This window comes from Armatimonas sp. (genome assembly GCF_964826245.1).
The window spans coordinates 12,896-33,902 of sequence record NZ_CBAYMC010000010.1 but is presented as its reverse complement, the minus strand read 5'-3'; the positions used below and the strand labels follow the sequence as shown (position 1 = coordinate 33,902).

Annotated in this window: 15 protein-coding genes and 1 riboswitch; of the genes, 11 read left to right on the top strand and 4 right to left on the bottom strand. The window is 54.5% G+C overall.

Features of this window, described 5'->3' with window-relative positions; genetic code table 11:
- Positions 1-891 (bottom strand): ArnT family glycosyltransferase (locus tag AC1XOS_RS02230; RefSeq protein ID WP_481960586.1); only part of this gene is annotated, 891 nt, incomplete at its 3' end.
- Between the two features lie 41 nt (positions 892-932).
- Positions 933-1,039: riboswitch (TPP riboswitch) on the top strand.
- Between the two features lie 56 nt (positions 1,040-1,095).
- Here AC1XOS_RS02230 and AC1XOS_RS02225 point away from each other — a divergent pair.
- The 6 genes from AC1XOS_RS02225 to AC1XOS_RS02200 are packed head-to-tail and all read left to right on the top strand — an operon-like array spanning position 1,096 to position 5,726.
- Positions 1,096-1,785: a type II secretion system protein gene (locus AC1XOS_RS02225; RefSeq protein WP_481960585.1), complete on the top strand. Its 690-nt coding sequence runs from the start codon at positions 1,096-1,098 to the stop codon at positions 1,783-1,785.
- Positions 1,786-1,787: 2 nt separating this feature from the next.
- Positions 1,788-2,426: a thiamine diphosphokinase gene (locus AC1XOS_RS02220; RefSeq protein WP_481960584.1), complete on the top strand. Its 639-nt coding sequence runs from the start codon at positions 1,788-1,790 to the stop codon at positions 2,424-2,426.
- A gap of 54 nt (positions 2,427-2,480) precedes the next feature.
- Entirely contained in the window at positions 2,481-2,708 is a 228-nt protein-coding gene (locus tag AC1XOS_RS02215) for a hypothetical protein (protein ID WP_481960583.1), read from the top strand.
- 26 nt (positions 2,709-2,734) lie between these two features.
- Positions 2,735-3,217 (top strand): regulatory protein RecX, encoded by a 483-nt coding sequence (locus tag AC1XOS_RS02210; protein WP_481960582.1) that lies wholly within the window; start codon positions 2,735-2,737, stop codon positions 3,215-3,217.
- Positions 3,214-4,203, top strand: coding sequence for a glycosyltransferase family 4 protein (locus tag AC1XOS_RS02205; protein ID WP_481960581.1), 990 nt, complete (start codon positions 3,214-3,216; stop codon positions 4,201-4,203). Before AC1XOS_RS02210 ends, AC1XOS_RS02205 begins: the two co-directional genes overlap by 4 nt.
- Complete coding sequence (locus AC1XOS_RS02200) at positions 4,200-5,726, top strand: hypothetical protein (RefSeq protein ID WP_481960580.1); 1,527 nt, start codon at positions 4,200-4,202, stop codon at positions 5,724-5,726. The genes AC1XOS_RS02205 and AC1XOS_RS02200 overlap by 4 nt, the downstream gene beginning before the upstream one ends.
- A 20-nt stretch (positions 5,727-5,746) precedes the next feature.
- Here AC1XOS_RS02200 and AC1XOS_RS02195 read toward each other — a convergent pair whose 3' ends face one another.
- Both AC1XOS_RS02195 and AC1XOS_RS02190 read right to left on the bottom strand, forming a co-directional pair.
- Positions 5,747-6,325 carry a hypothetical protein gene (locus AC1XOS_RS02195; protein WP_481960579.1) on the bottom strand — a complete coding sequence of 193 codons (579 nt, stop codon included), beginning with the start codon at positions 6,323-6,325 and terminating at the stop codon, positions 5,747-5,749.
- An 11-nt stretch (positions 6,326-6,336) separates the two neighbouring features.
- Complete coding sequence (locus AC1XOS_RS02190) at positions 6,337-6,882, bottom strand: hypothetical protein (RefSeq protein ID WP_481960578.1); 546 nt, start codon at positions 6,880-6,882, stop codon at positions 6,337-6,339.
- An 81-nt stretch (positions 6,883-6,963) separates the two neighbouring features.
- On the opposite strand from AC1XOS_RS02190, the gene AC1XOS_RS02185 reads away from it, so the two are divergent.
- Positions 6,964-7,272: a hypothetical protein gene (locus tag AC1XOS_RS02185; protein ID WP_481960577.1), complete on the top strand. Its 309-nt coding sequence runs from the start codon at positions 6,964-6,966 to the stop codon at positions 7,270-7,272.
- A gap of 13 nt (positions 7,273-7,285) precedes the next feature.
- Here AC1XOS_RS02185 and AC1XOS_RS02180 read toward each other — a convergent pair whose 3' ends face one another.
- On the bottom strand, positions 7,286-8,170 hold the full coding sequence (locus tag AC1XOS_RS02180) for a magnesium transporter CorA family protein (RefSeq protein WP_481960576.1): 885 nt from the start codon (positions 8,168-8,170) through the stop codon (positions 7,286-7,288).
- A 22-nt stretch (positions 8,171-8,192) separates the two neighbouring features.
- Between AC1XOS_RS02180 and AC1XOS_RS02175 the strand changes: the two genes are divergently transcribed.
- The 4 genes from AC1XOS_RS02175 to AC1XOS_RS02160 all read left to right on the top strand — a co-directional run bounded on the left by AC1XOS_RS02175 (position 8,193) and on the right by AC1XOS_RS02160 (position 21,005).
- Entirely contained in the window at positions 8,193-8,702 is a 510-nt protein-coding gene (locus tag AC1XOS_RS02175) for a YkgJ family cysteine cluster protein (protein ID WP_481960575.1), read from the top strand.
- 335 nt (positions 8,703-9,037) lie between these two features.
- Positions 9,038-15,367, top strand: coding sequence for a carboxypeptidase regulatory-like domain-containing protein (locus tag AC1XOS_RS02170; RefSeq protein ID WP_481960587.1), 6,330 nt, complete (start codon positions 9,038-9,040; stop codon positions 15,365-15,367).
- Positions 15,368-15,603: 236 nt separating this feature from the next.
- The gene (locus AC1XOS_RS02165; RefSeq protein ID WP_481960574.1) at positions 15,604-17,538 is read left to right on the top strand and encodes a hypothetical protein; all 1,935 of its coding nucleotides are present in this window, start codon (positions 15,604-15,606) and stop codon (positions 17,536-17,538) included.
- Between the two features lie 215 nt (positions 17,539-17,753).
- Positions 17,754-21,005, top strand: coding sequence for a S8 family serine peptidase (locus AC1XOS_RS02160; RefSeq protein ID WP_481960573.1), 3,252 nt, complete (start codon positions 17,754-17,756; stop codon positions 21,003-21,005).
- Positions 21,006-21,007 lie beyond the last annotated feature (2 nt).

The window sequence follows — 21,007 nt, the reverse complement described above, 5'->3', positions numbered from 1 at the left end:
AGTGTAGCCCACCTGAGTGGGGAACTGGCTTGCCTCAGAGAGCATGTGTTGGAGTAGTGATGTTAATCCAGGTGTTTGTGTGGCTGCACCTTCTGTGGAGCGTCCTACAATCTCTGCTTCGTACTCCGGGCTGATCCAGTGTCCACTGACAACGTAGCTACGCAAGAGCCAAGGAAAGGCTAGCGTGCCAAAGAGAAGAGCCGTGATGATGGCGAGCCGTCGCTGACGCAATACAAAGAACAAATACAGAATGCTCCCTGCCCCAAAGACAATCCCTGTGCGATGTGCGTAAAAGAAAGTCGCTAGCAAAATGCCAAGCCATATCCCTGTTGCGTTATTAGGCGAAGTATCACGGACTCTTTCTAGGATAGTGATGGCAGCAACCACAAGGAGTATCATGATTCCGCCATTGCCTTCGAAGTTTAGTATACGTAGTGTGAGAGGATTGAGACCTGCTAAAACAAGGATCAACAATGCTCGATGATGGTTTGTGCGTGTGATCAGAAGACGGTAGATCAGGGGGATACTCGCGATATAGCTGAACATCGAAAGGAGCCGGAGGGGACGCAAGAAATCTCCGACAAGGCTCATAAAGGGAGCCATGACCAGCGATCCCAGCGGTGGGTACTTGGTGAGAAAGGGGGCATCGGGGCGGGAGATATCACAATAGCCTTTCCCCATCGCTAAGCTCCAGCCACCGATCACTTTATAGAAATCATCGCTGCGCTGGAGGGGCATCTTGAGAGAGAAGAGATAGCCGACCAAGAGCATCAGACAAACTACCCAGACGCCAAGCTGGGGTGAGGAGAGCCAAGGAGGCAGAGGTATGGAGAAAGAAAGAGGGGGCTTTTCGTACTTGGCGCGTAGCGCCGCTTTTTCTGCATCATCCATATTCTTGGCGATTGTACCACCGGTGCGGTAGAGTGGCAGTGCAAACCTGCTGGGGGAGCCTGCTATTGTCAGGCTGAGAGGGCTTATGAGCCGACCCCAAGAACCTGATCCGGTTAGCACCGGCGTAGGGAAGCGGGAACCTGGCTGCTGTCCGTTTGCTTTGGGCGGTGCCGCGTTTCGCCTCTCCCGACGCTGGGGAGTAAAATGATGAAACGCAACGCCTTTACCCTAATTGAACTCCTCGTCGTCATCGCGATTATTGCTATACTCGCGGCGATACTTTTCCCTGTCTTTGCCCAGGCTCGTGAGAAGGCCCGTCAGGCAAGCTGCCTCTCCAATGCGCGGCAGATTGGTATGGGGGTTCGAATGTATGTCCAAGACTACGACGAGACTTTCCCTATCTGGCATGCCTATTCCAAGAAAACAGCGGCTATTCACTATGGCATAGAGGGAGACCTTCAGCCCTATCTGAAAAACCTCCAGATCTTCAAGTGTCCCAATGATGTGGGGGGGCCTTTCCAGCGCACCGATGTTCCCGGGACTAACTCTTACTTTGCGGCCTATGGCTCATCGTATTATTTTGAGAGGCGCTGCTTCTCTGTGGTCAATGGCTTCTCGATTTCAAACAACGCTCCCACAACACGTGCTACCGCAATTGTGAGTGACCCGATGTTCGAGCGACCTGCGGAGAGTGTGCTGATGCGCGATGAGATGTTTGCCTGGTTTAACCCCACCGTGGATACCACGAACTACTGGGGCTATTTAGGGTTCTATCAAGCCTGGCACACACAAGGGGGACGCGCGATCTTCGCCGATGGTCATGCGAAGTTTCTTGCGGGTGCAGGCCAGCTGCGCTCGCTCTTCAAAGATCCTACAGCGACGGTAAACTACTAGAGATGCATGCGGTTCTCTGTGCCAATGCGCCGTTTTCTGGGGAAGCTGAGGGGCTTCTCCGGGATGCGGTGGAGTCGGCAAGTATTCTGGTGGGCGTAGATGGTGGCGCACGGACGCTACAGCGCTACGGCCTGATCCCACAAATTATCACCGGTGACGGCGACTCGCTCCGTGACGACGAGAGAGCGGCGCTGGTCAGAGCGGGAGCAAAACTTGTTCCCACACCAGATCAGGACTACACAGATCTGGATAAGGCGCTAAGCTGGGTACGCGAGCAAGGCGCAACCCAAATTACGGTATTTGGGGCCACAGGTGGGCGGCTGGATCACAGCTACTCGGTGTTTTCCGCACTGATCAAGCACGGACGGAGCCTCCCACTACAGCTTGTGGACGAGACCGCGATGTATGAGCTTGTCGTGGGCGAGTGGCAGAGGTCGGGAAGGGATCTCGTGGGGCGACTCCTCTCCCTGCTTGCCTTTGGCCGTGTGGAAGGAATCACCACCAAAGGTCTTCGCTGGCCCCTCGCCAACGACTGGCTCGCTCCCGGCCTGCGTGATGGCACGCTCAATGAAGTCACCGACGAGAGCATTGAGATCTCTGTCGGCTCCGGCGATTTGATCACGATGCTTCATCACATTTAGCAGACATTGAGCCTTGTTCGATAGAGCCGTTAACCCTGTCTGAACGAAAGAGGAATGTCTATGTTTGGTCCGATGATCGAAGGTGAGCGCGTCCGTTTAGTGCCGATCACCGTGGAGATGGCTCCGCTCTTTTGCACCTGGCTCGCCGATGCTGAAGTGACTCGCTATCTAGGCCGGTACCAAACGGTCGGTATTGCTCGGCATGATCTCTGGCGCTTTGGTCAGTGGCACGATGCCTGGCTTGGCGAAGTTCTCCGGGACGACTGGCTCGCGAGGCAGTAAGACGAGTGAGGCAGTAAAATAGGCGCATGACCGAATCTGAGGCCGCCAACTACTGTGTCTGGCTCCTAGGCCAGCAGGCCCGCAGTGAAAAAGAGCTGGGCGATAGGCTCACCAAAAAAGGGGTGGAGGAGGAGATCATTCTCGCCGCCCTGGAGAGAGTGCGTAGCTGGGGCTATCTCGATGATGCCGCGCTGGCCGAGCGCTGGGTGGCCTCACGGGGGAAGACGCGGGGAAAGTATCTCTTGCGCCAGGAGCTAAATCGTAAGGGGCTAGATGCAGCAGAGGCTTTAGAGAGCCGTACAGATGACGATGAGAAGACCGCCTGCCTGACGGTTGCGATCAAGCGTGTTGGCGACCCGCCTAAAGACCGGAGCCGGGAAGCGCAGGCCAAGCTTTCGTCGTTTCTGCAAAGGCGGGGCTTTGGCTGGGACGCGATTCGGCCCGTGATGCGCCAGCTTTACCAGGGCATTGTCGCCGAAGACCTCGATGCTGCCGAGGTCGAGGATTGATCCGTGTTGCACATCTCTTGCGGCCTGCACAGGGAGGAATGCTCCAGCAGGTTCGCTCGCTACGGGGTGATCCTGAGACGGAGACTTGTCTGGCCGCCCCGCCCCGTGAGCTAGCTGCGCTTGCGGGAGATTTCCCTTTGCCCGAGAGCGATAGCCTGAAAGCACAGATTCTAGGGGGCTGGTCGGCGGGGCGCTGGGCACGCTCTGTGGGGGCTCAGGTTCTTCATGGCCACGGCCTCAAGCGCCTGCCTCTCTATCTTTTGGCCGCAAAAGTCGCCCGGCTGCCGCTGGTTCTCACGCTCCACAACCTCGCGCCAAAAACGCCCGCCTTGGCACTTTTGAGGCAAGCCAATGCCGTCATCGCAGTCTCCGACGCCGTGGCTCGCACCGCACCTGTAGCCTGCCAGGTGATCTACAACGGCATTGCTATCGAGAAATTTTCGAGCTTGCCGACAAAATCTGAAGCCCGTGCGCTCCTCGGCTGGCCCCAAGAAAAAAAAATAATTCTCTCGGTGGCGCGGCTCTCAAAAGAAAAAGGTCTGGATGTGCTCGTCGAAGCGGTTCAGGGACTAGAGGCGGCACTTTTTATTGCAGGTGATGGCCCGGAACGGGAAAATCTGAGTGGCGCAACGCTTTTGGGGGAGCGCCACGATATACCGATGCTCTTAGCGGCTGCTGATATTTACTGTCAGCCCTCGCACTCTGAAGGACTCGGTTTGGCGATTTTGGAAGCGATGGCAGCAGGCAAGCCCATTGTCGCCTCAGCGGTTGGAGGAGTCCCGGAGCTACTTCCGGATGCCTCGATTGGGCTGACAGTTCCCCATGACAATCCCGCCGCCCTTCGTGTCGGCATCCAGCTTCTGCTCGAGGATCCCGCTCGCGGCGAAGCGATGGGGAGCTATGCAAAACAGCGGGTTGCCGAGCACTTTACGGAAGAGACCATGCGTGCAGAGACACGAAAAGTGTACGCGAGGCTGATCCGATGAAGAAAATTCTCGGCTGGCTGATGCTTGTGACAACCCTGATTTTTGGCTACACCCGCTCCCAGCCCCCAAAAGTGACCTCACTCCCACCGGCAAAGACATCGGTTGTCTATGTGGGAAACTTCCATCTTAAGCAGTTTCCCAAAACGCAGAAGGGAGCTGTGGCACTCTACCCAACACGAGCCGGTCGTAAAGGAGAGAAATGGGAGCTACTTGATGTGCTCGCAACCGGGAGCCGCAGCCCGCTTCCCTCGGATGCTCCCCGAATCCCCTTGGAGCGCCTCTACATCAGCACCTCTGGCCCTCAGCTCGAAGATCGTATTGCGGCTCTACCTGCCGGGGAGCGGCTTCTCGTGGTTGGGGTGATGACCGAAGGGGATCATGGGCCGGTTATAGGAGATGGGGGGAAGTTCCGTGAAGCGGTGCTGATTGGCCAGGATGTCCCCGAGGGGACTCTAACCTCGCCCTCGGTGCGTTTCCGTCCTGGTCTGATCGCCGCCACCGATATTGCGGCTACCGCACTGGGAAGACCCTTTGGAGCCGGACGTCCTGCGGTTCTGATCCCAGGGAAATTTGAGAATTTAGAGAGGCAAAGAGAGCTCTGGAAGCAGCGTGGGGCGGTAGGGCTGGTGGTGATTCCTTGGCTCCTGACGCCTTTGCTTCTTCTCACTGTGTGGAAAAAAAAGGAGCGCTTAGGCAGGCTGATACTCTCCGTGCCGCTTGCGATGCTCCTCACGCCTTTACTGGGAGCGCTGTACCCCCTAAACGCACTTGGGTTTGTGGCGCTCGTTGTAATTTTTCTCGTCGTTGTGGGGCTGGCGACGTGGAAGCTCTTGGTGAGGCACATTGCTCTCGTGATTGCACTAACGCTCTGGGTGGGGGTGACTCTGGGGGAACCAACACTGGAGTACAACACCTTCTCGTACTCCCTTACTGAGGCGGCGCGCTTCTATGGGATTGGCAACGAAGGCGCGGGCTTGCTGATCGGTTGTGCTCTGGTGGCGGGCTTTGATATTCCCGCGCTTCTGGCAGTGGCGATTGCGATTGGAGCCCCAAGCCTCGGGGCCAACAATGGGTGTTTTTTGGCAGCTCTGGTAGGACTTGGGGCACGTGATGTCCTGAAGCTTCCCAAAACAAAGTGGCTCTGGGCGGCTTTTGTGGCGCTCCTCGGAATGGGAATTTTATTTTTGGGGCTGGCACGCTGGGATGCCAGCCGAGGAGTCAGTGCACAGACGCATCTGGGGCGGGCTGCCTCGGGCGAGCGTAGTGGGGCTCTGACACTGATCGGACGTAAGCTGGCGATGAACGGCCACCTGCTGGTGAGTAGTCCCTGGAGCCTGTTGTTGTTAACAAGTGGGGTCTTACTGGTGCGGCGGCAGTGCTGGGGAGTGCTGATTGCGGGAGGCGCGGCTCTGGCACTCAATGACTCGGGCGTGCTGGCAGCGGCCACACTGCTTCTTCCCAACGCCCTGCAAAAAAGACAAAGCCCTCCGCCTCCGTCTTGTGAGGCGGAGGCAGAGGGCTAGAGCTCGCGGAGTGTGCGGCTCTACATGCGCATGCCAAACATGACTTGCAGGCCACCGACAAACTGATTGTCGTACTTGGCAGGATAGAGGTACTTGAACTCTAAGAAGGTAGATTCGGTAAGGTTGAGGCCCATGACAGCTTGGGCTCCAATCAGATTCTTCGTTGAGCCTGAGGTGGTTGTCACTCCGCCCGAGTTAAGGCGCGTGGAGAAAACACCTAAGCCATAGCCGTAGTAGTAGTCGTAGCCAGACGTGCGCTTGTTGTCATGAGTGATCTGGCTAAGCATCACCGGGATGATCCGGAAGTTGTCTCGCTCGATGTAGCCAACACTAAAGACACTGTTTTCATTGCGCTCAGGGATATACTGAACGACCGTTTCAGCCTCAAAGTTGAGGATCTGTGATCCTCCCGCTTGGCGCCCAACACCACTACCAGGGGTGAAAAACCCGAGCTTGATAGACGACGAGTTAACATCATAGCGATTGCGTGTTTGCGCATGAGCGCTCCCACTGAGCGTCAACAGCGACAGACCGCAGACCGTCGCCACTTGGAGAAGGTTCTTCAACACAAGCCTCCCAAACCAGTTTGGTTCGTTCATTTAAATTTATTTTAGTTTCGCCGACCGAAAAATAGGGCGATTCCATTAGGCGACGCGCCATTGACGCTGCCGCTGACATAGTGATACTGGGCCTCTACAAAAAGCCCACCGCTGAGCCGCAGACCTGCTCCCATGTAGCCGCCGTAGCGTGCCTTAAAACCAGAGCCTGCTGCATCAATAAAATAGGCTCCCACTCCTTGCGAAGTGAAGAAACCCGATGTACCGCTCGAACCAGACGACCCCGCACTAGTCTTAGTGATCAGTAGCGGTGCAATTCGGAACGATTTTCCGGCGGAGCTTCCCTGAAAGTAGCCCACCGTGAGGGTTCGTGAGTCCTCCGCTTTCGAGCCACTCAGATCTATCAGACCGCCTGGTACCTGCGAGCCTGAAAGATTCCGAGTTGCCTGACCGCTGGGGCGCCAGACCCCTAGCTTAATTCGCAGAGGGATCGTCTCCATAGCCGAGCCGGCCGAGGGAGAGAGCTGTGCGAGAGCAGGTGTGCTCAGAGCGGATACCAGAAGTGTGGTGAGAGCCGCCATTCGTACGAGGTTTTGCATTGGAGCCATTATAAGGGTCTCATCCCTTTGCGTCAAGCACTAGTTGCATAAGGCCCCTGGAACATGCTACAATCGGCGGCGATGGCAAGGGTTCGAAAACGCTATACAACGATCCGTGGGAATGAAGACTGGATTGTCTCCGTTTCCTACGATGATCATGCGCTCACGCGCGCCCACTGGTTTGAGGCACAGGTGAGTGCCCTGCAAGAAGCCACAGGAAAACCGATGGTTCTTCCTAAAGAGCTGGCCACCTATAGAATCGGCGAGACGGAGCATCCCTTCCGCGAGTACGTCCGCATGGACTGGGGCGGTGACAGTGAGGCGGCGATTGCGCACCTACTCACCACGATCTACCGTCGTGTCTATGCCTACATCGAGCGCGGTCACTAAGAAGCGCTAGCCGCTACCAGTAGTCGCGACGTCGGAAGTAGACAAACACGAGGCTACTGGCAGTTGCCATAAATCCAACGGCGACCCAGAGGCTCCACGAGGGAGCTTGCTCTAGGTGCCCGATATTCATCCCGAAAAATCCTGTGATTGCCGTAATGGGCAGGGCGATTGCGGCAATCGCCGTTAAGCGCTTCATCTGCTGGTTCAAGCGGTTGCTAGTCTGTGCCATGATGGCCTCTAGCACCCCCGAGAGAATTTCGCGATGAAGATCAATCTGCTCCGTGAGGCGTAGCGAGCGATCAAAAATATCCTGAAGATAAGGCATCAACAACGGATCCAATGCGGCATGTTGGAGACGCAGGAGCTGGTTTAGCACATCACGTAGGGGAGTCACCGTCTGGCGAAGAAGCAACAGCTTCTTTTTGAGAATCAGCGCCGGGCCAATCTCAGCCAGAGTCTCGGGTGAGTAAACGGCTATCTCTAGGGCATCAATCTCCGCATCCATGGCGTCCATGGCAGGGTAGCAACCATCAATACTCTCGTCGAGTAGGGCATAGAGGACTTGACTAGGCGTGTGTGTGCCTGCGGGGAGAGAAGGCAGCTTCGTGTCGGAGCGGATTAGAACGAGGTTGGCTCCGACGAAGATATCCCACTCACGGGTGACATCTTCGAGGTCATCACCACTCTCTCCTGTTACCCCATTCCAGACGCGTAGGGTGACCAGCAGAGCGGTCTCACAGAGCACCAGGCGTGCCCTGCGGTCACGCTCACGGGAGCGCTCAATGACGGCTTCTGGGATGCCCATGTCTAGCGCCAAAGAAGTCCACTCGGACTCTAAAACGAGTGTAATGCCTTGATCTGGCTGCCAGACAGACGTGTTACAATGCGGGCTGTTCATTGAACTGGAGGATACCGCAGCCGTGGCTAAGCCGCTAAAAGTAATCGGAGACCAGGAGCACCAGAGCTGGGATTTATTTCTAAAACGGCGCGGCACTCTGGAAGCGCAGATGCAGCTTGACGTCTGTGATGGCTGCGATATGTGTGGGAGCCGGTGCGTGGCAGGCTTTGGAGTGACACAACAAGAGTGGGAAGCCGTGAAGGAGTATCTTTCTCAGCAGCCTTCCGATGATGTTGAGAGAGTTCGTACTCAGGAGAAAACACTGCCTTGGCCGGGGGCAGAAGAGCTGGAGGCGCGGGTTACCTACTGCCGCTTCCGAGACAGTGCCAATGGGCGCTGCTCTATCTACCCGGCACGTCCGACGATCTGTCGGCTCTTTGGGCAGACCAGCTGGCTTCCCTGTCCCATTGGGGCGGTGAGTGCCTATCCCGAAGCGGCGGCGGATGTCTGGAATCAGTATCGCCAGGAAAAAAGAAAAACCTGGGAAGAGTGGCAGGAGGAGGAGAACCCTCCGTCTGTGTCGAATGCCTAGGGAACCTGGAAAGGGACGGAAGGTGGACGTGGCACTGTTGGACTTGCTTTGGTTTCCTACGCTATGTTATAATCCGCCCGTGTCTTTTGGTGATCGGTATACTCGCGGGAACAATTCTGAGGATTTTAACCATCCAAGGAAGATACCGGGTGTACAGATCGCTCGTAGTGTTGTAGAGGGTGTGAGTCCGGGTAAACTCGCATCTTTGAAAAAATCTGACTTGCTGGACATGGCAATGGTCATGCTGTTGTCTGTGCTTGCCCGGATGCTGTCTACCGTAGCTCAAAGAGCTACGGGGCGGGCTGATCGAGGAGGTTGACCCCACTTTGAAGTTCGTGCCTAAATCACGGCGATATGCCGCGCTTGCTGTCTTTATGACCGCGCTGGTCGGGATTACGACAGTAGCAAACGCGCAACGCAGGGACCGGCAAACGCCGGGTGCTCTTGGGAATCTCAAGATTCCTTTAAGGGCGCTTCCTGGCGTTGGCGATAATCGGTTCCTTGCGCCCAGTATTCCTGTGCGTCAGTGGGACGCGACATCTGCTACCCAGGCCAAAGCTGGTCAGAAGAATCCGACACGTGTCCAGATTGGTGGTCCCAATGGTGCCAATGTCATCGAGAAAGTAGTGGATGCTACTTTTCGAGAGACTGAGGACGAGATCAACCCCTACTGGACAGATGACGAGCAGGTTCTCTACTACGCGGGTAACCCTGTCACTAGGACAGGAACTGTAACCAGTAGCACGTACCAGCTCTTCCGTCTCTCGGCAAGTGTTGCAAACAACCCGTCACAGACGGGCGCAGGTACTCCTGTTGCTATGACACGCGAGCCACTGGCAGATCACAAGTGGCCTGTGCCTAGCCGGTCGGGGGGACAGCTCGCCTTCATTAAGTCTGTAGACAACCGAGCGATCAATGATGTTGCGAAAGTCTGGCACCTTTACGTTGCCACGACACCTGCTCCTGGAGCAACGATTGATTCTGTGCCGGGTGGCCCTAGTAATCTATTGAACCTAACAGGCGATCTCACCCGCTTTCGCGGGAAGAGATTTGTCAACGTTGAGCGTGCAGCATGGTTGGGGCCCACGGATCTTGTTTTCTCTGCTCTTCTTGAGGGAGATACGGTCTATCACCTCTACACGATCAATACTGTGGGGCGACTGGTAACCCAGCTCACCAATGGAGCCGCAGACGAGCGCAATCCTGCGGTCTCTCCCGATGGGCGCTTTATAGCTTTTGACTCCAATGCCCAGCCTAGAGTGGCTGGTGATATCTATGTGGGGGGCTCGATCCCTAGGACAGAGACGGTAGATGGTAACCCGGCTGTTGCCACGGGGGTGAATTCGACGAGGAAGCGCAATATCTTTGTCATGAGCACCGTGAGTGGGGCTACCGTTCAGTTCACCAACCGCTACACGGGTGCGCCGGACTCCGATGATGTCCAGCCTGCTTTCTCTAGCTTGCGCACCAACCCCTTTACCAATCAGGCAGGCACACAGTACTATATTGCGTTTGCCTCGACCCGACAGCCTGATCTCGTCGGAGCCCCGACGGCATTTACGGCGGGAGGCACCACGCACGATATCTATACGGTTCGTGCAACCGCTACGGCGACGGGTGTGCCTAGCTTGCTGGTTGAAGGGACGCCTACCTCCGGGTTGCAGTCGGCAAAACAGATAGACTCCGTAGACCCGGCCTATCTCTTTGATGACACCTATCCGACTTGGTCGCCCTTTATCAACGTGAACCGAGTGGCATTCCAGTCGAATCGCGTTGGGGATCTCAGTGTCAATAACTTTGGAAATGGATTCCGAAGTCCTAACGCTCCGACGCCGTCGAACTACAACGATATTTGTTTAGCGACGGTTGTGGATGTTGCGGCACCTACCCTCGTGCGCTACGATACCAGCACCAGCACCGGCGAGATCATTCACATTAACCCTGTGCGTGGCGGGGCTCTGCCCGACTTTGATCCCAATGTCTCTTCCCGAACCCGTGAGAGCGGCGTTTTCCCAGGGCAAGAGTACTTCTTCACGGTTCGTATGGAGGATCGTGAGTCGGGGATTCAGTCCGTCTGGCTTCAGTTCAAGAACCCTAACTCCAAGTACCAATCTGCGACCCAAAATGGTGGGGTTGGTGTTGAGCATAAAGAGTATGCTGCAACACATAGCGCTTGGTTGTCCACAACGGATCAGCCCTCTTGGCGAGGTACGGATGGCCCTGAGCGTGTTGGGGCTGAGTACGAAGCACAGGCAATTACTCTTGATGGTAGCCAGTATGTCAATCACCGGTTTAATAACCGAAACCCTGGCAGCCTTTATGAGGCTGGTCTTGATGATGCTACTGTGTTTTCGGGGAGCTCAAGGCCCCCCTTGGATGGCCTCGGTGGGCGGCCCAATGTTTGGCTGCGTCTTCAGCCTCTAACCGATCCGGGCACAGGAGCGGCAATTCGGCCTGCTGATGGTCGTGGCGGTGTACTTTACGGGGCAAAGTGGCGGATCCCAACAGAGGCCTCTGACTGGTACATTGATGTTATCGCCTACGATAACGCAACCAACCCCTACAGTACGACAGCCGGTCGCTCCAACTGGATCATCTACGATAATGTCTGGGGGTTCTCTTCCGCACTTCCGCTGAATCCTGCGGACTACGATGTTCTCTTTGTCTCAGACTACACCCTTGGGCAGAAGTTCTTTAGCTCACGAGGACGTCGCGCACCGCAAAACGATCAGCCACTCGGATTTGGAGCTGAGTCGTACTACACAGACTCTGACATGACCCGCTACCCTTCGGAGCGGAACATTGACATGAGCTTCTGGTCAGGGGGGCAAGCACCTCCTGCGCCGGGAGCAACAGATCCCCGTTTCTGGAGTTCGGTTGGTCCCAATGTAGGAGGAATTGGTTCTACTGTTGGCGGAGCACTCCGTTACCAAGGAGGCGTTGCTGTCAATCCAGGGATCATGCATCCCCTTGGAGTTGGGTCTTATGTAGATCGGCTTATCTCCTTTACACGGGTTCCCGAGACGAATGGGGAGACCTATGCACTGCCCAATACAGGGAGCTACACAATCTGGCGTACTCTCTCTCGTGGAGCGGTGCCTCAGGAACTACTTGACTCCTACTTGCCTTACAACGCACCTGCACCCGCAGACGTCGTTGTTGGGGAGACTGCAGAGCGCTCCGTTAAAGTCAACAAGCGCGTCATTGTCTGGGCTGCTCCTTTCATCGGGAACATCTTTATTGGCTCGGGGACGCTTGCGGACTTAAAGACGCAAGAGCGACTTACTAAGTACGTCCAAGCAGGTGGTGGCCTGCTTGTCTCTGGAATGGACATTGGCTGGGCACTGGCGGGCAACGGTCAGAATAATGCCTTCTACAATAGTGTCCTGAACGCACAGTTCCAGGCAGATGATGGGGCTAATGCCACACTGTTTGTCAATCCTGTAGGCGCCACTGCCTTCAATAACGACTCCTGGCAGCCTTTAGCCCTTGCGTATGCACGTTTCGACGGGACTAACTGGGTGTATTCGCCGCCACGTCAAATTGGCCTCGCTTACTCTGGCCCTGATCTTAATGGACGAGGGGATGGGTCGCCCGTCAGTGATACTTGGAATGGTTATATTGACTCGATAACACCTGGAGCAGGGGCAACTCGGGAGTACACCTACACCAATGGTAATGTGGGAGCAATCCGTACCCAAAATGCCAATGGAGGGCTTGTCTACTACCTTGCCTTTGGCTTTGAGAGCATGAGTAATGAGTGGTACACCTTCAGTCGTACTGTCGGCTCCGTGACCCGGACGATGATTGCAAATCAGGGGCGGCGCGCTCAGGTGATGAACAACTTCATCCTGGAGAGCCGGACGGGCATGATGGCAGGGCAAGTTATTGATGATAACGGCTCACCGGTTGCGGATGCACTTGTGCGTGCTGTAACAGGTGCAGGTGCAGCGGCGGGTACGGCTCTCACGGATGCGTCCGGGAACTTTGTTATCCAAGGTCTGCGGCCTGCGGCCTATGCTCTTGATGGGTACAAGCAGGGCTTCTATACCCAGCATGCCACGGGAAGCCTGGTTCAAGCGGGCAACACTACCCGTGTTAGCTTAAAGCTGAAGCGGGCAAATCCAGGCCAGCTCTCCAATATTCGCAAGTCAAATCCCTTGAGCACAACGGATCCTGAAGGCGGTGTGTTTGCACTCGACGGACGGACAGGGCTTGGGGGGGTTGAAGTTCAGGCGCGCCGCATGAATGCGGATGGCACCATGAATATCGCGACTGCGATCTCTTCGGATGGGACCGATGGTCGCCGCCCTGGTGCCTATCTTGTCCGAGATCTTCTGGTTTGGGATGATGGCTACGAGATCATCGTAAACTCAGCCACTCGCCCTGAGCTCAACAGTGCAGGACGGCCTCAGTTCAATACCGATGGCTCTTTGAGGACGGTGGCGAACCCGCTCTATAAACCTGATTTAACGACTGTTCTTGTGGGCAAGCAACCGCAGCCGACGGTTGTTCTCGGTTCGGGGACTCTTATCCAAAACCGGCCTGTGACAGGGCAGCCTGAGCGCTGGCGCTTGATTGTTGTTGAGGATCAGACCTCACAAATGGACTTCAAGCTTGGAGGAGCGGCACAGAAAGTAACCGGTCAGGTACTCAAGACGAGTGATAACACACCGCTGGTGGGAGCTTTCGTTACCGCAGTGGATGAGTCGTCGGGGGCAACCATTGCCAGTGCAACCACAGATGTGAATGGTAACTACACGCTTATCACGATCAGTGGAAGCTTGGACGTGATCCCGTCTAGCACCTATACGGTGACGGCATCGGCGCTTGGTTACAGCACGGTATCCTTCCCAAATATCGTTGTAGGAGGAACGGGAACTAAGGTTCTGCCTGTCTTCCGGCTCACGGCACTGCCTGATGGATCGGTCTCAGGTACCGTCCAGAAGGTCACGGGAAGTGCTCTAGAAGGAAATGTCACGATTCGTTTCTACATCGTACAGAGTGGGGTTGTAAGTCCTACTCCTGCGAGGACTCTCGTGACAACAGCGACTCTGACAACAGATGTAACAGGCTATGGCTATAACTTTAAGACAAACCTTTCGCCAGGTGAGTACGAAGTGATTGCGGATAAAGTTGGGCTGACATCAGATCCAACGCCATTGCCTCGGTTAATCGTTACCTCAGGCGTAGAGCGAAAAGCTTATAACTTCCGTATGCAGCCTGCGAAGGTGTTCAGTGATGGGATTCAGCTCATCTCGACACCGGGTCGCTATGACTACACGACGATCACAACGCGTGGAATCTTCGGCCTGACTTCGAGTGGTGACAACGATGGTGATGGGATACCCAATACCGCCAATGACCGAGCTGTCTACAATCAGTTTAATGTTGCCGACTGGACAGGCTCTGAGTACAACCTGTCACCTGATCTTCAAGTTCAGGTTGGTAAGGGCTACTTTGTTCGGTTTGGTGCACCTTCCTCAGTGACTCAAGTGGGCGTGACACTACCCGGTGATACGTTTACTCTCACCCTTGCACCGGGCTGGAACTTGATTGGGCACCCGTTTGTCAACCCGACAAGCCCCAATACACCCGCTCCGGATTTGGATCTGTACGCAAATGGTCAGATTCAAGAAGAGGGTGGGGTTGTCATGAGCATGACGGAGGCTGTTCGCCTTGGAAAGGTACGAGGAGCACTCTTCGGATACTCAGGATCCAATAATGGCTCCCAGTACTTCCAGGTAAACGTGATGAAGCCTTGGTTCGGATACTGGTTCCGCAACTTAACGAACCAGCCTCTGAAGCTAATCCTTCGGTATCCGGCATCTCGCGCAGTCAAGGTCAGTAGCAAGCCTCAGACACGTGCTCAGGCTGAGGCGGGAGCTTCCCGTGTGATTGAGACGAAGAGTGCGCTGGACTATCGAATTCAGCTTGCCGTTCGCCAGGGCAACAACACCGATACCGACAACACGGTTGGGGTATCGCCCGAAGCGAAGGATGGTTTCGATACTCGCTTCGACACCCAAAAGCCGCCAATGCTCGCCCAAGTGCCTGGGATCTACCTGGCGATTGAGGGAGAGAATGAGTCGGGACGCTCAGCAGGCTTTGCGGATGTGATCCGTTCAGCAACACCAGGAATGAAGTCTTGGAACTTCACGGTCGAGTCAAGTCAGACAGGTGAGGCAACTCTCTTCTGGCCCAACTCAAACCGACTGGACAAGGGAATTGATCCCTATCTCGTGGATACGGAGACAGGTAAGCGGGTTGCTATCCGATCTGCTTCTGCCTATCGTTATCAAGCGGTCAGTAAGGTTCCACATCGCTTCCGAATCGAAGTGATGCCTGCCAAGACCCGACCTTTGGCGATCACCAATGTGAAGGTTGCGGGAGGGAGCCGAGGTCAGTTTGGAGCAAGCTACCGTCTGAGCTTCAATGCAACACAAGCGGCTGATGTTGAGGTCGAAGTGCAGTCCTTCGGTGGACGAACGGTTCGTCGGCTACAGACCCGAGCTTCGGGTGTGGGTGAGACTGGCGTTGTGTGGGACGGGCGTGATGGCCAGGGGGCGACGCTTCCAGCGGGAGCTTATATCCTGGTTCTGACAGCTCGTGATGAGACGGGAGCAACGGTGCGGCAAGCAGTGCCCTTCGTTAGCGTCCGCTAAAAAACAAAAGCACCGGTAGATTCACTCTCATAGGGAGGAATCTACCGTGGCTTTGACGAAAGACAGTGACAATACGTGCGGGGTACAATGCGAACCATGATCGAGCGGCAGGTCTGCTCGTCGGACGACAGAACTGCTACGACAATGGACGGAGGAAAAACGCGTTGAGAAACTTGGTGTTTGGGAGCTTTGGGAAGCGCATTAGCTGGTCGTTAGTAACGACACTTTTGCTGCCCTTGCTGATTCTGGCGGTGCCGCAGAAGGCGAAAGCGCAGACCACTAAAATTCCTTCAGTGGCCGCTTTAGACTTTGGCGTCTTGCCAGGTGTAGGGGCCACTCAGATTGATGGTCGAAGTGCAACAGATGCTGTTGCTCTGGAGATGACGAATACAGGGCGGTATGAAATTACGCCTCGTACAGTCTTGAACCAGGAGATTCAGAAGCAGGGGCTTAGTGCGCCGTTTAACAGTATCGCGATTCGCCGGTTAGGACGAGCGCTGGGCGTGGACTATATCATGACCGGGGATATCGTCAATACGACAGCCGCGAACAATCAAGTGCGAGTAACACTGAGTGTGCGTCTGATTGACATTGTTTCCGGCGAGTTTGTGAACGGATCCGTACAGACAGGGACATCAACTGCCGCACCCGCGGGCCTTGATCCTGATCGTCAGACCCAGGTTGGGCAAGCAGTCTCAAACGCTGCTTTCTTGATTGTGCAGGCGATGAGCTCGTTTACACTTCCTGAAGCAACGGTTCTTAATACCAGTGACAGTGAAGTGTATCTAAACCGAGGTAGCCGGGATGGGATCTCAAAGAACCTTGAGATGATTGTGACCCGTGGACGAGAGCAAGTGGGAAAAATTCGCATTAGCTCCGTTCAAGCCACAACCTCTGTTGGTAGTGTGGTTGAAGCAAATAAGGGCATTAAGCCTGAAGACCATGCACGTGCTATTGTAAAGCTTCCTGGTGTTAATGTTACCAAGGATGGCACAATTGAGTCGGTTGCTTTAACGGATGTTAAGAACTACACGCCACGTCAAAAGAACCAAAAGAGTGCTTTGAGCACAGTGATTGGTGTGGTTGGCGCTGTTCTTCTGGCGGGATTCTTGTTTAGCTCGCGCAGTAGCAATAACGGTGCCGGTATTGTCGGTGTCGTTGCCCGTGCTTATGCCGATGGCTCCGTGTCTGCTTCCCTTGATCCCTCTGCTGCACGTGTTGAGCTGCGCTGGCAGCCTGCTCAGGATATTCCTCAAAACAATATTCTTGAGTACCATATTTGGCGTAACGATATTCTTGTTGGGGTTGTGACCCGAACACAGACTCGTTTTGTTGACGATCCAACTCGTCAAGGTACGCAAGTGTACAATGTCGTTGACTACGGCCAGGATCCTTTCCAGCCCACGACCACAACGACGGGTGGAACGACAACGGGCGGAACGACAACCGGTGGTAATAACAATAACAATGGTGGTAACAATAATAATGGTGGTGGTAATGGTGGTCTAGCACTTGGGACGAGCCTATTGCCAATCACCTCAACGGTTCCTCCCATGGCTGTTGGTGTGACCCATCGCTACCGTGTAAGCGTTCTCTACACTGCTGTCCAAGCTCCTAACTTAAATCAGAATACCAACGGTGCAGGTGGTGGCATCGGCGGTGGTGGCATCGGCGGTGGTGGCATCGGCGGTGGTGGTAACAACGGTGGTGGTAACAACGGTGGTACAAACAACAACAATGGTATTGTCTACCGTGAGTCTGCCCTTGAAGCACAGAGCGGCGCTGTAACTCCCCTCTCGCGTCCTGCCGTAACGGGGCCTGTCTCCGATCAGAACATGCAGCGTGTGCAGGTTTCCTTCCGGACAACGCAGGGAGCAAATCAGTATGCTGTTGAGTTCTCAGCAACTCCAGATTTCAAGAAGAAGGTTCAAAAAGGGCCTTTCTTTGCGAACTTCAGCCTTGCTTCCGACAGCCGGACAGAGTCCTATGATCTCAGTACGGATTTCAAAGACCTGAAGGCTGGTAGCCGAGTCTACTACCGTGTTGGAGCTCGTAACTCACTGGATACACCAGGACCTATGGGGACAAACACGGTTAATGGGGATGACTATATCTACTCACAGGATCTAAATTCCTTTGCGAAGATTAGTGTGCCACCCGCAGCACCCTAGTAACGTTATCAGAAAATGGGGCACAGAGTTACTGTGCCCCCAAAGAAAGACCAACAAAATTGGTATTGGGGTTCCGGTTGTGGTCTAATTTGACTTCTTCGTGACTCCTGAGAACAACTATGAGGCAAATAAAACTTCGAGCCATTTTAAGCGGCCTTCTAGCAGCTGGAGCGCTCTTGAGCGTGTCAGGCTCTGTTGCGCATGCGGCAAGCCAATTGGCAAAATCTGGAGAGATCGTGGTTCGGGTTCCTGGAAATCTAAACCCAGATGTGCTCGCATCAAGTGTAGGGTGTGAGGTTATCGAACCCGTTGCCTATTGTCCTGGGTACTATCGTTTTGGTCTTAAGGGGAGCAATTATCTTGCTCCGCCTGAAGAACCTAAAGCAGGTGTCCTTGCGTCAGTGGAAGCCCTGTCTAATCGAGGGATTTTAGCTAGTCCGAACTGGATGCGGTATCCGACAGGGAGAGTGCCAGCGCAGAAAGGCAAAAACGGTAAGACGGTCACTACGCGTGCACAAGCAGCACCTGGTGCACAGCTTGTACCTAACGACCCTCTGTACAGCCGCCAGTGGCACTTTAATATGATTCGGATGCCCGAAGCATGGAACATCCAAGTTGGGCCGAGTACTCCTATCCTCGTTTCCATTATAGACTCTGGCATCGATCCGCAGCACCCTGATTTTAAAGACGCATCTGGTGCTTCTCGTATCGTGGCGGCACAAGATTTTTCCGGTGCGAATGCACCGGGTACAGATTCTATTGGACATGGTACGCACGTTGCAGGAACTGTTGGTGCGACAACAAATAATGGACTTGGTGTGACCGGTATTGCTGGTTGGAATCGCGATGGACTCAATGTCAAGTTCATCAATGCGAAGGTCTTTGATACCGGAGGTACTTCTTCTTCGACTGTTGCTTCTGCTATAGGCTATTCGGTAACTCAAGGAGCACGTGTTATCAACATGAGCCTTGGTTCGGAAGGCCCTTCCACTGCCCAAGTTGAGGTTGATGCTTGTAATGCTGCTGTTGCTGCGGGAGTTGTGGTTGTCGTTGCTGCGGGAAACAGTAATCTAGATAATGATAACCCAAACACAAAGGCTTGGCCTGCGGATATCCCATCTGTCATCAAGGTGACTTCTGTTGGTCCAACCAAAATCAAGTCGAGCTTCTCTAACTATGGAGGGAACCCGCAAAAGATTGCGGCACCTGGCGGGGATGATTTCTCCGCTGCAGGATTAGGAGCTGTTTGGTCCACGAGTCCGCTCGCGGGATCAATAGACTTTCCGGGAACAAGCGGATATTCTCCTGCAAATGGTACCTCAATGGCCTGTCCACACGTTGCTGGTGTGGCTGCGCTGCTGATCGCTGCTGGAGTGCCCTCATCAAGGGTATATCAGGCTCTTGCCGACGGAGCACAACCACCCGGGGATTCGCCCAGCATTCCGAAATATGGTCCAGGAGTTTTGGATGCATATTCGGCCCTTCTGCCGTATAGTGATCCTCCTCCTTTTTTAAGCATAGACACCGCTGGGATAACCTCAGGAATTAATTCTGGTACTCCTACGAGTGGGGATCGAGGTGTTTCTTACTTTAATGCCACTCCAATCATGATCAGCCTGCAAAATGTTGGACGGATCTATGCCAGCGCGCCGCCTAGTGGCATCATTGGTTTGTGGTCTCTTGAACAAGACATCACGGTAGAGATTCAGACTGTAGGTCGAACTCCGAGCATTGTTAAGACATTTATAGGAGGACGTAATGTCTCTGGTCAACCAGGACGCTTTGAAATTCCTACCTTGCCTGCCAATGCTCCGAAAACCACTAAGTACTCTGACATAACCGTGCCTGCACGCAATACTGATGGCACTTACACGCCCATCAACCTCTCACCAGGGCAGTATAAAATTGTCTCTAAGGTTAATCTTCGTAATGCATCAGGGATTGCCTCCACACTGGAAACCTCACAGTTCCTGACGATTGTCGAAAAACGGTTGTCTGCTGGTCGAAGTATGTTCTCTGTGCCTTTCAAAGCAGGGACGTTTATCCGACCCACAACAGATCCTAACTTGACACCTGAGGCGGCCTTGCTTGGTAAGACCACTGTCTTTAGCCTGGCTCGCTATAATCCGTTGCGTACACCAAGTGATGATGACTACGCTCGTTTCCGGAACACGGTAGATCCCTTCAACCTACGAAGCGCTTCTCGGTTTGATATCCAGGATCAGCTCAATAGCCGAATCATTTCTTATGATACGACGTTGTTAAGTAGCTCCGTGGCTCCGATTGGTTTCGGATACTGGCTTGATCTCGATCGGGCAACAACCGTGAGTACTAACTTACTGCCTTACCCTTCCCAGATTCCAGGAGTCAGTCCGATTGCTGAGAATGCTATCGGGATCAATGTCTACGCGACGGGTGGAGGCTGGAACATGATAGGTGCTCCCTTTACCTATCCTGTTGACTGGAGCGTTGTGACTGTGGTGGTGGACGGGTCTAGCTACTCGATGGCTGAGGCGGTGAGGGCAGGGTACTTATCACCCGCTCTGATCGGTTATGCAAATGGAGACTATGTCTATGCCATTGCTCCTTCGGGGCAGCTTGAGCCCTTCAATGGATACTGGGTGCGTGTCTTCCGTGACTGTACGCTCTTGGTTCCGCCGGTGCCTAGTGCCTCATCGCGACAGCAATCGGCAGGATCTAGTGCTGATGGTTGGAAGGCTCGTCTGATTGCAAACGTGGCAGGGGATGTGGATGGTCAAAACTACTTTGGCCAGCTACGGAGTGCCACAGATGCAGAGGACAAGAATGATATCTTGAAGCCGCCTGCGGGTGCAGGACATGCCTATGTGCGCTTTAATAGTGCAAGTTCTGATGGTAAGAGCCGCGCTCTTGCATTTGATATGCGCGCACTTAGTGGTAGCGCGATCAACCATCAAGAGTGGACTGCTGACGTTGCCACAGATCGCCCAAATGCGACGGTTGTTCTCTCCTGGGATGGGATTCGTTCCGCTCCACGTAACTCGCGACTGACGTTGCGTGATACGGTGACGGGAGAGCGGATTGTGATGGGCTCGCGCTCCTCATATACCTATCGCTCTGGGGAAGCAGGTAGCACGAGGAAGTTTGTGATCAGTCTTGATCCTCAAACAAGTGGGGGAAGCCTTGCTATCCGTAATATTCGTACCGCTCCAAGTGGCGGACGGTCTACCCCCGGCTGGTCTGTGCGCTTCAATACAAATGTTGATGCAGAGATCCAAGGTGCGGTTGAAACACTTGATGGACGACCTGTGGGTGATCTGATTGGTACAGGACGCTCACAATCTGGTGCAGAAACAACTCTGCGCTGGGATGGTCGCAATAAGAACGGCGGTCTGGTTGCTGCGGGTCCGTATGTCGTCCGAGTGAAAGCACGGACCGCGGATGGGCAAACACAGGTCGAGCAGCGAGTGATTCAAATCGTTCGCTAAGC